Genomic DNA, 13,955 nt, shown 5'->3' with positions numbered 1-13,955 from the left:
TCACCCGACTTTCCGCCCACCACAAGCCCATGATCGACCCGGCGAGGGGTGGGGGGTTAGAGGCGTTCGAAGCCACGGGTCAGCTCCCAGTCCGTTACCGCGGCATCGAAGGCCGCCAGCTCGACCTTTGCCTGGTTGGCGTAGTGGGCCACCACTTCGGGGCCGAACGCCTCCTGGGCTGCCGTGGACCCCTCCCAGAGGGCCAGGGCGTCGCGCAGGGTGCCCGGAACCCGCTCGGCCTCCGGGTCGTCGTACGCGTTGCCGGTGCACTCGTCGCCCAACTCCAACTCACCGTCGATGCCGTGCAGGGCACCTGCGACCAGCCCGGCGATCGCCAGGTACGGGTTGACGTCGGCCCCGGGCACCCGGTTCTCCACCCGCATGCCCTGCCCGTGCCCGACCACCCGCAGTGCGCAGGTGCGGTTGTCCACACCCCAGCGCAGCGCGGTCGGGGCGAACGATCCCGGCTGGTACCGCTTGTAGGAGTTGATGTTCGGGGCGAAGAGCAGACTGAACTCCCGCATGGTGGCCAGCAACCCGGCGAGCACCCGCTGCCCGGTCGACGACAGGTGCGCCGGCCCGTCGCCGAGCATGGCCGACGAGCCCGACCGGTCCCGCAGCGAGAAGTGGATGTGGCAGGAGTTGCCCTCACGCTCGTTCGGCTTGGCCATGAAGGTGATCGCCATCCCCTCCTGGGCGGCGATCTCCTTCGCGCCGTTCTTGTAGATCACGTGGTGATCCGCGCAGGCCACCGCCTCGTCGTACCGGAACGCGATCTCGTGCTGGCCGAGGTTGCACTCGCCCTTGGCGCTCTCCGGGGTGAGGCCGGCGCCGGCCATCTCGGTGCGGATCCGGCGCAGCAGGGGCTCCACCCGGGCGGTGCCGAGCAGCGAGTAGTCGACGTTGTACTGGTTGGCCGGGGTGAGGTCACGGTAGCCGCGCCGCCAGGCATCCTCGTACGAGTCGCGGAACAGCACGAACTCCAACTCGGTGCCGGCGTACGCGGTCAGCCCGTGCTCGGCCAGCCGGTCCAGTTGCCGGCGCAGGATCTGCCGGGGCGAGGCGACCACGTCACCGGAGCCGTCGAGCCACGCCAGGTCGGCCAGCAGTAACGCGGAGCCGGGCTGCCAGGGCATCCGGCGCAGCGTGGCGAGGTCCGGCACCATCGCGAAGTCGCCGTAGCCGCGTTCCCAACTCGACATCGCGTACCCGTCGACGGTGTTCATGTCGACGTCCACGGCGAGCAGGTAGTTGCAACCCTCACTGCCGTGCTCGGCCACCTGATCGAGGAAGAACGGCGCGTGGAACCGTTTGCCCTGCAAGCGGCCCTGCATGTCGACGAGGGCCAGCACCACGGTGTCGATCTCACCGGCTTGGACGGCGACCCGCAACTCTTCCAGCGAAAACGGCGTTCTGCTCATCAGAGGGCCTCCATCACCAAGGTCTACTGGCAATCCGGATCACCGTCAATGCCCTCGACCCGGTCGGCGGCAAACCACGCGAGGAGCTGTCATGCGCCTTCGAGCAATCCTGGCTGTCGCCGTCCTCGTCACCGGGCTGGGCACGACGGTGCACGCCGAGGCGGAGGTGCGGCCCACGCCCGCTCCGGTCATCGCATCGGGCACCGAGGGTTTCCAGTTCGCCGACCCGGAGATCGTCGCGACGGGGCTCGACGTCCCCTGGGGGCTCGACTTCCTCCCCGACGGCAGCGCCCTCGTGGCGCAGCGCGACCAGGGCTCGGTGGTGCGGGTACGACCAGGTCGGCCGCCCGTGCCTGTCGCCCGGATCCCCGGGGTGGTCGCCGATGGTGAGGGGGGCCTGCTCGGCCTGGCCGTCTCCCCCCGTTATCCGCGGGACCGGTGGGTGTACGTCTGCTTCACCACCGCCTCCGACATCCGGATCACGCGCTTCCGGCTCAGCGCGCCGCAGACCCAGCAGGTGATCCTCAGCGGGCTCACCCGGGCGTCGATACACAACGGTGGCCGGATCGCCTTCGGCCCGGACGGGCTGCTCTACGCCGGTATCGGTGACGCCGCTGTCCCCGCCAACGCGCAGAGCCTGGCCAGCCGCAACGGCAAGATCCTGCGGATCCGGCCGAACGGTGGCATCCCGGCGGACAACCCGTTCCCCGGCTCGCCGATCTACAGCTACGGGCACCGCAACGTCCAGGGGCTGGCCTGGGACCCGCGGGGTCGCCTCTTCGCCACCGAGTTCGGCCAGGCCATGTGGGACGAGGTAAACGTCATCGTCCGGGGCGGCAACTACGGCTGGCCGATCGTGGAGGGCCCGAGCAACGACCCGAGGTTCCGTGCTCCGGTGGTCGTCTGGCCCCCGGCGCAGGCGTCGCCGAGTGGTGCCGCCTTCGCCAACGGCACCCTGTTCGTCGCCGCTCTGCGGGGGGCACGACTGTGGGCCGTGCCGGTGAGCGCCGCCGGCACGGTCGGCACTCCGTCCGCCGAGTTGACGGGCGTGTACGGCCGGCTTCGTACCGTGGAGTTGGCCCCGGACGGCTCCCTCTGGGTGACCACAAGCAATCGCGACGACAACGGCACACCGACACCCGTCGACGACCGCATCCTGCGGTTCACGACCGGCGAGCGGCAACCACCGCCCGCCGGTCGTTCCGGATCCCACGCCGCCGACTCCGGGCAACCCTGATCAGTCCGGTCCGTCGACCGCCGCCGGCCGTGGTTCGCCCGCCTGCTCCTCGACGGTACGAACCGGGCCGGTGAACCACCTGCGCGCCGAGGCGTACCACCAGACGGCGACCACCAGCAGCACCCCACCCACGGCGAGCGGCGCGTAATTCACCGCCGACCAGGTGAACCCGTCGTTGCCGGGCACCCCGGCGGGCACGATCGGCAGCACGAAGTAGACGGCGATGACCGCGATCTCGATCACCGCGATCCAGCCGAACAGCTTGTACTTGCGCCCGAGCGTCCACGGCCCCGGGACGAACCGGTCGCCCATCCGCAGCCGGAGCGCGATCGGGATGAGGAACGACAGGTAGAGCCCGAGCACCGCGACGGAGACGACCGCGTAGAAGGCGATCGGGATGCCGGCCGAGCTCTCGTAGAGGGCTGGCAGGGTCAGCACCAGGCCGGCCAGGGTGGCGCCGATGATCGCGTTGACCGGGGTGCCGTTGCGGTCGACCCTCGACCACAGCCGCCATCCGGGTACGGCCCGGTCACGGCTGAACGCGTACGCCATGCGGCTCATCGAGGTCACGCAGCTCATGCCGCAGAAGAACTGGCCGATGGTGGAGATGATGATGACGATCTTGAAGAAGACCGGGGTCAGCGCCGACTCGAAGATCGCGCCGGAGAAGCCGCCCGCGGCGTTGACGGCCTCGACGTCGGTGGCCGCGAAGAGGAACGCCAGCAGCAGGATCCAACCACCGACCGCCGAGTAGAAGATCGACTGCCAGAGCCCCCGCGCGGCGGCCTGCGACGCTCCCCTGGTCTCCTCCGAGACGTGCGCGCAGGCGTCGAAGCCGGTGATCGTGTACTGGGTCAGCAGGAAGCCCAGCGGCAGCACGTAGAACCAGAACGTCAGCCCGCCGATGTCACCGTCGCCGAAGCCGGAGTTGTTGAACCGCTCGGTGAACACGAACTGGAAGCTCTGGTGGTTGTCCGGCACGAACACCAGGATGGCCACCACGACGGCCGCGCCGGCCACGTGCCACCAGACCGAGACGTTCTGGAGTACGTCGATGATCCGGTGCCCGAAGATGTTGATCAGCCCGTGCAGCACCAGGATGATCACGAAGAGGACGAACGCCTGACGCAGCGTCCCGGCCCAGCCGTCGAAGAGCGCCGACAGGGTGAGGTTGAGAAACGTCGCGCAGCCGTAGTCGACCGAGGCGGTGACCGCCACCAGACCGATCAGGTTCAGCCAGCCGGTGAACCAGCCGTGCACCGGGCGGCCCATGGTGGCCGCCCACCAGTAGATCCCGCCCGCGGTGGGGTACGCCGACACCAGCTCCGCCATGCAGAAGCCGATGATCAGGATGAACAGCGAGATCAGTGGCCAGCCCCAGGAGATGGCGACCGGCCCGCCGTTGTTCCACGCCTGGCCGAAGGTGGTGAAGCAGCCGGCCAGGATCGAGATGATCGAGAAGGAGATGGCGAAGTTGGAGAAGCCACTCCACTTGCGGTGCAGCTCCTGTTTGTAGCCGAGTTCAGCGAGCCGTCGGGCGTCGTCGTCCATCGGTTGCTCGGCGGTCGGCACGGGCGTCGTGGCCACTGCACACCTCCCTGAGGTGGTTCCGCGTGCGAGTGCGCAAAGTGTCGACCCGGCCGATCAAGGCGGTCAATACGTAGGCGGTGGGAATCTCACCGCCTACGGGCTAATTGCGTTGCCGTCCGGCCACCCCGGCCCGCATCCTGGACCGGTGACCAGGCCCGATCAGGGCCCACCCCGGGCGCTCGGACCGCCCGACCAAGGCGGCGCGGGGCACGCCTCTCTCTCACAAACGGCCCTACCGCCGTACCCAAAGTGCCCCGCGCCCCCGCACCCCCACTCCCCCCACGCCCCTCCCCCGGTGATCAAGAGGTTTGCGTCAGATTTTCGGCCCCGGCTGACCGAAAGCTCTTGATCAACGCGGAAGGAGGGCGTGGGTCAGGTGAGGAGGAGGCCGGTTACCCAGAGGGCTGCGACCAGGAGGCCGGCCAGGAACTCCACGAGCATCGACAGGCCGGCCGCCTTCAGCGCCTGCACGGTGGACGGCCACGCCAGTTGGTTGCTGCCCAGGCGCAGCCGTTCCGCCGCCCACACGCCTGCCACGAAACCGAGCACCAACCCGACGACCGGCACCACGAAGAACCCGATGATGCCGAGCACCCCGCCGGCGAGCAGCGTGGACGTGGGCACGCCGGTGCGCTTCAGGTTCCGGCCCGGCCACGCGTACTTGATCACGGTGCCACCCGCGGTGACCAGGGTGGCGGCGGCGAACACCGCCCAGCCACCCAGGCCGGCGCCCCCGAAGATCGCCCAGACCAGCACGCCACCCCAGCACAGCGGCAGTGCCGGCAGACCGGGAACCACCACACCGGCCAACCCGGCCAGGATGGCCAGCCCGGCCACCACTGTCACCACCGCCTGCGAGTCGGTCAGGTCCACGCCGTCACCTTCCGTCGCCACCAGCCGGACCTGAGCGGTCCCCGCCCACGCCGCTTCGCCGCCACGCTGCCGTGCCTGCTGGTTTACTCACTGTGCTCGCTCACGCCGCCACCCCGTCCCCGCGTAGCCGGGCGGTGATCGCGTCGGCCGGGGCCGGCGCCCCGAAGTACAGGCCCTGCCCGGTGTCGCAGCGCAGCGCCCGCAGCCGTTCCGCCTGCACGTCGGTCTCCACCGCCTCGGCCGTGACCCACAACTCCAACGCGTGCGCCAACCGGACCAACGCGTCGACGATCCGTTCGTCGCGGTGGTCGGCCGCCACGTCGGCGCCGTCCGCGCGGATGCCCTCGACGAACGGACCGGCGAGCTTCAGGCAGTGGATCGGCAGTCGGCGCAGGTACGCCAGGTTGGAGTACCCGGTGCCGAAGTCGTCCACGGCCAGCCGGACGCCGAGCGCGGCGAGCCGGTGCAGGCTGCGCAGGGGCTCACCGGCGCTGCCCATCACGGCGCTCTCGGTCAGCTCCAGTTGGAGCAGCTCCGCGGGCAGCCCGCTGGTCCGCAGCGCGTCGGCGACAGTGTCCACGATGGCCGGTTCGTCGGCCTGCCGCGCGGCCAGGTTGACGCTGACCACCAGCCGGGCGTGCGGGAACTCCCGCCACCAGCGTTCGGCGTCCGCGCAGGCCTGCCGCAGCACCCACTCGCCGAGCCGGACGATCAGGCCGGTCTCCTCGGCCAAGCCGATGAACCGGTCCGGCCCGATCAGGCCCAACTCCGGGTGCTCCCAACGGACCAGCGCCTCCACCGCGAGCATGGTGCCCTCCAGCAGCGACACGATCGGCTGGTAGTGCAGCACGAACTCGCCCCGGTCCAGTGCGGCGGGCAGCCCGGCGACCAGCGCCGAGCGGGCGATGTCCCGGGCGCCACGCTCGGCGTCGTAGACCGCCCACCGGCCCCGGCCCGCCGCCTTGGCCCAGTAGAGCGTGGTGTCCGCGGCCTTCATCAGCTCGGACGCGCTGGTCTCCGAGACGGGGCACTGCACGATGCCCACACTGGCCGAGACGGCCAGCTGGTGCTCACCGACGTGGACCGGGGCCGCGACGGCGGCCAACGCGGCCTCCGCGACGGAGACAGCGTCGTCGGTGTCGTTCCCTCCGTCGACGAGGATCACGAACTCGTCGCCCCCCATCCGGGCGACCAGGTGGCCGTGGTCGGCCACACACGCGGCCAGCCTCCGGCCGATCATCACCAGCAGCCGGTCACCGAGGTCGTGGCCGAGACTGTCGTTGATCGCCTTGAAGCCGTCCAGGTCGAGGAAGCACACCCCGACCCGCTGCCCGACGGTCGCGGTGTCGAGCACCCGTCCCAACGTCTCGAAGAACAGCGTCCGGTTGGGCAGCCCGGTCAGCGGGTCGTGCAGCGCCTGGAAGCGCAGCCGCTGCTGGAGTTCGTACCGCTCGGTGATGTCCTCGATCATCGCGACGGTGAAGCGGGGCCGGCCCTCGTGTCGGATCAGCGAGACGGCCAGATCCGTCCAGACCACTGTGCCGTCCTTGCGGTAGTAGCGCTTCTCCACCCGGGCCACGTCGCGCTTGCCCTCGATCAGCTCCTGGTAGAGCTCCCACATCCCGGCGGCATCGTCGGCGTGGAACAGCGTCGCCACGTTGATCTCGCGCAACTCCTCGATCGAGTAGCCGAGCATGTCGGCGAACGCCTGGTTGACATCGATGATCCGGCCGTCGACGCCGGCGATCCCGATCCCGATCGCGGCGCCGGTGAACACCGCCCGGAACCGTGCCTCGCTCTCGCGCAGCGCCTGCTCGACCTCGTCGCGCGCCTGCCAGGCCGACCGGGCGATCCGTTCCTGCTGACTGAAGGTGCGGTCGCGCAACGCGCGGGCGAACCCGGAGGCCAGGCCGCCTTGCACCGCCGCGATCCGGTCGGCGAGGTCGGCCGGCCGGTCACCGTCGCCCAGAACCCGCCGCGCGAAGGTCGCACCGAGCGCCTGCAGTGTCCACTCCAGGGCCTGCGGCTCGGTGAGGTGCCCCTCCACCAGGGCCCGCCCGACCTCTTCGGCCGGGCGGGCGCTGAACGGCTCCGCGCGTACCGCCTGGGCCAGCCGGATCGTGTGCACCAGCAGCAGCCGCTCGGTCTCGGCCGCGCTGAGCGGCACGAAACCAAGACGGCGCACCGCGCGGGCCCAGTCGGCGGCGTACCCCTGAGCGTCGGCCCGACCGGCATTCACCCCGGCGGGGTCCGGGACGGCGGCCACGGGATCAGCCGGCGGGCTGGTCGTACCGGGCGACGCCCCCGAAGGCGCCGAACCGCTCCGGGTGCTCGTCCACGTCGGACGGCGCGTCGGGACGCCAGAGCGGCATGTGCACCACGCCTGGTTCCAGGACGGTCCAGTCGCCGAAGAAGCCGGTGACCTGTGCGCGGGAGCGCAGGGTGATCTCGGTGGCGGTGCGGGCGGAGAGTCGCTGGGCGTCCAGCATCTCCTGCGGTTGGTCCTCGAAGGTGGAGTGCGAGATGACCAGGAAGCTGCCCGGCGCGGCGACGTCCCGCAGGGTGGCCAGGATCGCTTCGGGTCGGTCGGCGTCCGGGACGAAGTGCACCACCCCGGCCAACAGGATGCCCATCGGTCGACTGAAGTCGATCAGCCCGAGCTGTCGGGTCTCGGCGAGGATCCGCTCCGGCTCACGCAGGTCGGCGTGGATGACCCCGGTCAGCTCGTTGCCGGCGAGCAACTCCCGGCTGTGCGCGACGGCCACCGGGTCGATGTCGACGTACACCACGCGGGCCTTGGGGTTCACCGCCTGCGCCACCTCGTGCACGTTGCCCACGGTGGGAATTCCGGAGCCGATGTCGAGGAACTGGTCGATGCCGGCGTCGAGCAGCACCCGGACGGCCCGGCGCAGGAAGTCGCGGCCGGAACGCATGGTGGCGGCGAGATTCGGGGTCATGCTGGCGATCTGCTCGGCCAACTGCCGGTCGACCTCGAAGTTGTGCGCCCCACCCAGAAAGTAGTCGTACACCCGGGCCGCACTCGGCCTGGTCAGATCGATCTCGGTCGGCAGTCCGTCCGGCATCAGTGCGCTCCCCAGTTTCTCGCCGCGGCGCGGGACGGCGCCGACGCACGGACGTGCCGCGGGCACGCGCGAGCACCGGTCGACCCGCGGGTCGTGTGGTGTGGACCACTCTAGGCGGCTGACTCCAGCAACAGCGAGATGCCTTGACCAACGCCGATGCACATGGTGGCCAGAGCCCGGCGGCCGCCGCGACGGCGCAGCTCCAAGGCGGCGGTCAGCGCCAGCCGGGCGCCGCTGGCGCCGAGCGGGTGCCCCAGCGCGATGGCCCCACCGTTCGGGTTGACGTGGTCGGCGTCCACCGACAGCCCCAGCTCACGCAGCACCGCCACGGACTGCGCGGCGAACGCCTCGTTCAGCTCCACCACGTCCACCGCGCCCAGGTCGACGCCGACCCGGTCGAGCAGTTTGCGGGTTGCCGGCACCGGGCCGATCCCCATGATCCGGGGCGGCACACCGGCCGCCGCCGCACCGACGATCCGGGCCAGCGGGGTCAGGCCGTACCGGGAAACCGCCGCCTCGCTGGCCACCAGCAGCGCGACCGCGCCATCGTTGACGCCCGAGGAGTTGCCGGCGGTCACCGTGCCGCCGTCGCGGAACGGGGTGGGCAGCGCGGCCAGCTTCGCAAGCGTGGTCTCCCGGGGGTGCTCGTCGACCTCGACCAGCCGGGTCTCCCGACGACCGGCCGGCACGGACACCGCCACGATCTCCTCGGCGAACCGCCCGTCGGCCTGCGCCTTGGCCGCACGCTGCTGCGAGCGGTACGCGAAGGCGTCCTGCTCGGCCCGGCTGACGCCGTACTCGGCGGCCACGTTCTCCGCCGTCTCCGGCATCGAGTCGACCCCCCACCCGTCGCGCATCAACGGGTTCACCAACCGCCAGCCCAGCGTGGTGTCGTACACCTCGGCCGAGCGGGAGTACGCCGACGTCGCCTTCGGCATGACGAACGGCGCCCGGCTCATGCTCTCCACGCCGCCGGCGATCACCAGCTCGGCGTCCCCGGCAACGATGGATCGGGCGGCGGTGGCGAGCGCGTCCAGGCCCGAGCCGCAGAGCCGGTTGACGGTGCTGCCCGGCACCTCCTCGGGGAGGCCGGCGAGCAGCGCCGCCATCCGGGCCACGTTGCGGTTGTCCTCGCCGGCCTGGTTGGCGCAGCCGAGCACGACATCGTCGACCCGCGCCCAGTCCACCGACGGGTGGCGGGCGACCAGCTCACGGATCACGTGGGCGGCGAGGTCGTCGGGGCGGACACCGGCCAGCGCGCCCGCGTACCGGCCGATCGGGGTGCGGACACCGGCCACCAGGTATGCCACGGTCATCGCGAGTCCTTAGGGGTGCAGACGGCGGGGGTGGGGCACGCCCAACGGGTCGCGAGGGCTGCCGGCCGCCAGGATATCCGCGCCGGCAGCGGATAGGTTGACGGCATGGCTCGGGCCCAGTTCAGCGCAGAGACCAGCGGCGGTGGCGCGTTCGTCCGCCAGCCGAACCGGTTCACCGGTCGGGTCACCGCCGACTCGACCTCCCCGCCCGGCGGCGGCCCGGACGAGCAGGACCGCTGGCCGCTGGAGGCCGGCCGTTACCGGCTGATCTGGTGCCGGGCCTGCCCGTGGGCGCACCGGGCGAGGATCGTGCGCGGCCTACTCGGGCTGGACGACGCGATCTCGTTGGGCACCGTCGACCCGATCCGGGACGAGCGGGGTTGGGCGTTCGCCCTCGACCCGGACGGCTTCGACCCGGTCCTCGGCGTGAGTTTCCTCTCCGAGGCGTACCTGGCCACCGACCCCGACTACACCGGCCGGGTGACCGTGCCGGCGCTCGTCGACACCCTGACCGGTCGGGTGGTCACCAACGACTATCCGCAGCTCACCCTCGACTTCTCCACGCAGTGGCGGCCGCTGCACCGTGCGGGGGCACCGGACCTCTACCCGGAGGCACTGCGCCCCGAGATGGACGCGCTGATGGCGGAGATCCACGCCGACGTGAACAACGGCGTCTACCGGTGTGGGTTCGCCACCTCCCAGGAGGCGTACGACGAGGCGTTCCGGGCGCTCTTCGCTCGGCTGGACGTGCTCTCCGAGCGGTTGGCCGGGCAGCGCTACCTGATGGGTGACGCGATCACCGAGGCCGACGTACGGCTGTTCACCACGTTGGTCCGCTTCGACGTCGCGTACCACGGGCACTTCAAGTGCAACCGCAACAAACTGACCGAGATGCCGGTGCTCTGGGCGTACGCCCGGGACCTGTTCCAGACGCCGGGTTTCGGCGAGACGGTGGACTTCGACCACATCAAGCGGCACTACTACGGCACGCACCGGGAGATCAATCCCAGCGGCATCGTGCCACTCGGGCCGGACGAGTCCGGCTGGCGCACGCCGCACGGGCGTGGCTGAGCCGGGTCGGTCCGCCGCCCCGACCGTGTCGAGAGCCCGCGGCGACGCCGCCCGCCGGGCCGCCGGGTCCGCCGCGGCCGGCTGCACCCTGGGCGGGGCGGTGGCGGTGACGCTCGCCGTGGTCGCCGGTCCCGGTCCAGGGCTCACCGGGTACGTCAGCGAGGCGGGCATCGCCGGCAGCGCCCACGCGGCGGCGTACCGGATCGGGATCCTGGCCCTTGCCGGCGCGTTGCTGCTGATCGGGGCGGCGCTGCCCCCCGGGGTGTGGGCGGCGGCCCCGGCGCTGCTCACCATCGGGGCCGTGTTCACCGCCGTGTCCGGGGCGGTGACCTGCTCCGACGGCTGCCCGTTGCCGCCGTTCGAGCGCGCGACGACGGCGGACCTTGTGCACGGCGGCGCAAGCGTAGCGGCGACCGCGGCGGTGGTCTTCGCCATGATCACGCTTGCCGTCTCCGGGCCGGTCGGCCCGACGGTGCGTCGGCTGGCCGGCGGGGCCGCCGCGCTGGCCCTGCCGCTCTGCGCCACGGTGGGGCTGGCGATGCTCGTGGTCGGCCGGGGCCCGCTTGTGGGTGTGCTGGAACGGCTGATCCTCGCCCTCGCGGCGCTCTGGGGCCTGAGCACCGCCACCGCCCTGGCCCTCTGTAAGGAGCCTCACGCCGCCCGGTCCTTCCATTGAGCGGGAATCGGCGTAGCGTCGGCCAACGATGACCAACGTCTGGGGCCTCACTGTCCGCCTGTATGTCGATCTCCGACTGCAGGCCAGTGGCATCTGTCCGGGCTAGCCGCGTTCCTACGCCTGCCCCGATCGGACCGGACAATTGGATACCTCCCCATGCCCTTCAGCCTGCGCAAAATTCCCTTCTCCGTGCAGATCCTGCTCGGCCTCGTGCTCGGCGTCGCGCTCGGCTTCCTGGCCCGCGCCAACGACGTGAGCTGGCTGACCACCACCCTGCACACCGTCGGCAGCCTCTTCGTCCAGCTGCTCAAGCTGGCCGTGCCGCCGCTGGTCTTCACCGCCATCGTGGTCAGCGTGGTCAGCCTGCGCGGCGTCGCCAACGCCGCCCGGCTCGCCCTCAAGACCCTGATGTGGTTCGGCATCACCGCGCTGATCGCGGTGAGCATCGGCATCGGCCTCGGCCTGCTCACCAACCCGGGCAGGGGCGTGACCCTCGACCTGGGTGGCGCCGCACCGCCGAAGAACACCGGCTCCTGGACCGACTTCCTCACCGGCATCGTGCCCACCAACCCGGTCGGCGCGTTCGTCGAGGGCAACGTCCTCCAGATCGTCTTCCTCGCCGTGGTCATCGGTGCCGCGGCCCTGCTGGTCGGCGACGCCGCCGAACCGTTCGTGGCGCTGAACCGCTCCCTGCTGGAGATCGTCCAGAAGGCGCTCTGGTGGGTCATCCGGCTCGCCCCGATCGGCACCCTCGGCCTCATCGGCAACGCCGTCGCCTCGTACGGCTGGGACCTGCTGGCCCCCCTCGCGAAGTTCACCACAGCCGTCTACGTCGGCTGCGCCATCGTGCTGTTCGTGGTCTACCCGCTGGTGCTGGTCCTCGCCGGCCGGCTCAACCCGCTGCGCTTCTTCGCCGGCGCCTGGCCGGCCATCCAGCTGGGCTTCGTGTCCCGCTCGTCGGTCGGCACCATGCCGGTGACCCAGCGCTCCGTCGAGCGACTCGGCGTGCCCCGCGAGTACGCCTCGTTCGCCGTGCCCTTCGGCGCCACCACGAAGATGGACGGTTGCGCCGCCATCTACCCGGCCCTCGCCGCGATCTTCGTGGCCCAGGTGTTCGGCGTGCACCTCGGCATCGGCGACTACCTGCTGATCGCCTTCGTCTCGGTGGTCGGCTCGGCGGCCACCGCCGGCCTGACCGGCGCGATCGTGATGCTCACCCTGACCCTCAGCACGCTGGGCCTGCCGCTGGCCGGCGCCGGCCTGCTGCTGGCCATCGACCCGATCCTGGACATGATCCGCACCGCCACCAACGTCGCGGGTCAGGCCCTGGTGCCGACAGTGGTCGCCGCCCGCGAGGGCACGCTCGACCGCGCCGCGTACGAGTCCGCCGGCCGGCGTGACCTGACCGAGCCGGAGCCGGTCGTCGACACCCGGCCGGAGCTCAGCCCCGTTCCTGCCTGATCGGTTCACCAGTACGGCGACGGGCCCTCTCCCCGAGGGCCCGTCGCCGTGTCGGAGAGGATGACCCCATGAGTTCCCTGTTCACTCCCCTGGCCCTGCGCGCGGTCACAGTGCCCAACCGGATCGCCATGGCACCGATGTGCCAGTACTCTGCCGGCCCCGACGGTCTGCCCACCGACTGGCACCTCATCCACCTCGGCAGTCGCGCGGTCGGCGGCGCCGGCCTGGTGCTGACCGAGGCGACCGCCGTACTCCCCGAGGGGCGGATCAGCCCGCAGGACACCGGCCTCTGGTCCGGTGCGCACGTCGACGCCTGGCGCCCGGTGACCGCGTTCGTCGCCGCCCACGGCGCGGTGCCGGCCGTGCAACTCGCGCACGCCGGCTTCAAGGCCTCCACCTACCGGCCGTGGGCGCCGGAGAGCGGTGGCGTGCCGGACGCCGAGGGCGGCTGGACGCCCGTCGCCCCCGGCTCGGAGCCGTTCACCGCCAACTACCGGACCCCGACCAGCCTCGACGAGGCCGGCATCGCCGGAGTGGTCGAGGCGTTCGCGGCCGGCGCCGAACGCGCGCTGGACGCCGGCTTCGCCGCCGTGGAGATCCACGCCGCCCACGGCTACCTGCTCAACGAGTTCCTCTCGCCGTTGACCAACCACCGCACCGACTCGTACGGCGGCGACCGGGCCGCCCGGATGCGACTCACCCTGGAGGTGGCCCGCGCGGTGCGTGCGGCGGTCGGCGAGGACGTGCCGGTGTTGACCCGGATCTCCGCCACCGACTGGGTCGAGGGCGGCTGGACGATCGACGACAGCGTGGTGCTCGCCGGCGAGCTGGCCGGCGTCGGTGTCGACCTGGTCGACGCGTCCTCCGGTGGGGTGAGTGTGGACCAGCGCATCCCGCTCCTCGGCCCCGGCTACCAGGTGCCCCTGGCCGCCCAGATCCGCCGGGAGGCCGGCGTGCCGACCGGCGCGGTGGGCCTCATCGTGGAGCCCGAGCACGCCGAGCAGATCATCGCCGGCGGCGAGGCGGACCTGGTGCTGTTGGGGCGGGAGTTGCTGCGTGACCCGTACTGGCCGCGCCGGGCCGCCGCGAAGCTCGGCGTCGCGTACTCGGGGCCCGCCCAGTACGCCCGCGCCGCCTGATCCCGGGCCGGGCGGGGGGCGCCCCCGCCGGCCGCCGCCCCCCCCCCCGGCCCGCCCCCCCGCGGGCCCCCCGCCCCCCCCACCCCCA

At 71.8% G+C, this 13,955-nt stretch carries 11 protein-coding genes; 5 read left to right on the top strand and 6 right to left on the bottom strand.

What is annotated here, in order from left to right; all coding sequences use genetic code 11:
* Nucleotides 1-56: 56 nt before the first annotated feature.
* The gene (locus ACLQ3B_RS32665) at nucleotides 57-1,421 is read right to left on the bottom strand and encodes a glutamine synthetase family protein (protein ID WP_425784521.1); all 1,365 of its coding nucleotides are present in this window, start codon (nucleotides 1,419-1,421) and stop codon (nucleotides 57-59) included.
* A 91-nt stretch (nucleotides 1,422-1,512) separates the two neighbouring features.
* Here ACLQ3B_RS32665 and ACLQ3B_RS32660 point away from each other — a divergent pair, with 91 nt between their 5' ends.
* A complete protein-coding gene (locus tag ACLQ3B_RS32660) occupies nucleotides 1,513-2,658 on the top strand; it encodes a PQQ-dependent sugar dehydrogenase (protein ID WP_425784520.1) in 1,146 nt (381 codons plus the stop codon).
* Here the strand turns inward: ACLQ3B_RS32660 and ACLQ3B_RS32655 are convergent, their stop codons facing one another.
* From ACLQ3B_RS32655 to pcaF, 5 genes are all read right to left on the bottom strand, one after another.
* On the bottom strand, nucleotides 2,659-4,245 hold the full coding sequence (locus ACLQ3B_RS32655) for an amino acid permease (RefSeq protein ID WP_425784519.1): 1,587 nt from the start codon (nucleotides 4,243-4,245) through the stop codon (nucleotides 2,659-2,661).
* A 375-nt stretch (nucleotides 4,246-4,620) separates the two neighbouring features.
* The gene (locus ACLQ3B_RS32650; protein WP_425784518.1) at nucleotides 4,621-5,121 is read right to left on the bottom strand and encodes a DUF456 domain-containing protein; all 501 of its coding nucleotides are present in this window, start codon (nucleotides 5,119-5,121) and stop codon (nucleotides 4,621-4,623) included.
* A 100-nt stretch (nucleotides 5,122-5,221) separates the two neighbouring features.
* Nucleotides 5,222-7,387: a putative bifunctional diguanylate cyclase/phosphodiesterase gene (locus tag ACLQ3B_RS32645; protein WP_425784517.1), complete on the bottom strand. Its 2,166-nt coding sequence runs from the start codon at nucleotides 7,385-7,387 to the stop codon at nucleotides 5,222-5,224.
* A gap of 4 nt (nucleotides 7,388-7,391) precedes the next feature.
* The gene (locus tag ACLQ3B_RS32640) at nucleotides 7,392-8,204 is read right to left on the bottom strand and encodes an SAM-dependent methyltransferase (RefSeq protein ID WP_425784516.1); all 813 of its coding nucleotides are present in this window, start codon (nucleotides 8,202-8,204) and stop codon (nucleotides 7,392-7,394) included.
* A 110-nt stretch (nucleotides 8,205-8,314) separates the two neighbouring features.
* Nucleotides 8,315-9,520 carry a 3-oxoadipyl-CoA thiolase gene (pcaF, locus tag ACLQ3B_RS32635; RefSeq protein WP_425784515.1) on the bottom strand — a complete coding sequence of 402 codons (1,206 nt, stop codon included), beginning with the start codon at nucleotides 9,518-9,520 and terminating at the stop codon, nucleotides 8,315-8,317.
* A gap of 105 nt (nucleotides 9,521-9,625) precedes the next feature.
* On the opposite strand from pcaF, the gene ACLQ3B_RS32630 reads away from it, so the two are divergent.
* The 4 genes from ACLQ3B_RS32630 (at nucleotide 9,626) to ACLQ3B_RS32615 (ending at nucleotide 13,867) form a co-directional block, all read left to right on the top strand.
* Entirely contained in the window at nucleotides 9,626-10,591 is a 966-nt protein-coding gene (locus ACLQ3B_RS32630; RefSeq protein ID WP_425784514.1) for a glutathione S-transferase family protein, read from the top strand.
* Nucleotides 10,584-11,267, top strand: a complete 684-nt coding sequence (locus ACLQ3B_RS32625; protein ID WP_425784513.1) for a DUF998 domain-containing protein — start codon at nucleotides 10,584-10,586, stop codon at nucleotides 11,265-11,267. Before ACLQ3B_RS32630 ends, ACLQ3B_RS32625 begins: the two co-directional genes overlap by 8 nt.
* Before the next feature lie 168 nt (nucleotides 11,268-11,435).
* Complete coding sequence (locus ACLQ3B_RS32620; RefSeq protein ID WP_425784562.1) at nucleotides 11,436-12,728, top strand: dicarboxylate/amino acid:cation symporter; 1,293 nt, start codon at nucleotides 11,436-11,438, stop codon at nucleotides 12,726-12,728.
* A 68-nt stretch (nucleotides 12,729-12,796) separates the two neighbouring features.
* Nucleotides 12,797-13,867 (top strand): NADH:flavin oxidoreductase/NADH oxidase, encoded by a 1,071-nt coding sequence (locus ACLQ3B_RS32615; RefSeq protein WP_425784512.1) that lies wholly within the window; start codon nucleotides 12,797-12,799, stop codon nucleotides 13,865-13,867.
* Nucleotides 13,868-13,955 lie beyond the last annotated feature (88 nt).

This window comes from Micromonospora sp. DT53, assembly GCF_049841535.1.
Classification (GTDB): domain Bacteria; phylum Actinomycetota; class Actinomycetes; order Mycobacteriales; family Micromonosporaceae; genus Micromonospora.
Note: the sequence above shows the minus strand (reverse complement) of the source record. Positions and strands in the feature narration are given on the sequence as shown.

Excerpts from the sequence above, each read along its gene's own strand:
- ACLQ3B_RS32665 (WP_425784521.1), bottom strand. The coding sequence starts at position 1,421 with ATGAGCAGAACGCCGTTTTCGCTGGAAGAGTTGCGGGTCGCCGTCCAA.
- ACLQ3B_RS32615 (WP_425784512.1), top strand. The coding sequence starts at position 12,797 with ATGAGTTCCCTGTTCACTCCCCTGGCCCTGCGCGCGGTCACAGTGCCC.
- ACLQ3B_RS32630 (WP_425784514.1), top strand. The coding sequence starts at position 9,626 with ATGGCTCGGGCCCAGTTCAGCGCAGAGACCAGCGGCGGTGGCGCGTTC.
- pcaF (WP_425784515.1), bottom strand. The coding sequence starts at position 9,520 with ATGACCGTGGCATACCTGGTGGCCGGTGTCCGCACCCCGATCGGCCGG.
- ACLQ3B_RS32640 (WP_425784516.1), bottom strand. The coding sequence starts at position 8,204 with ATGCCGGACGGACTGCCGACCGAGATCGATCTGACCAGGCCGAGTGCG.
- ACLQ3B_RS32660 (WP_425784520.1), top strand. The coding sequence starts at position 1,513 with ATGCGCCTTCGAGCAATCCTGGCTGTCGCCGTCCTCGTCACCGGGCTG.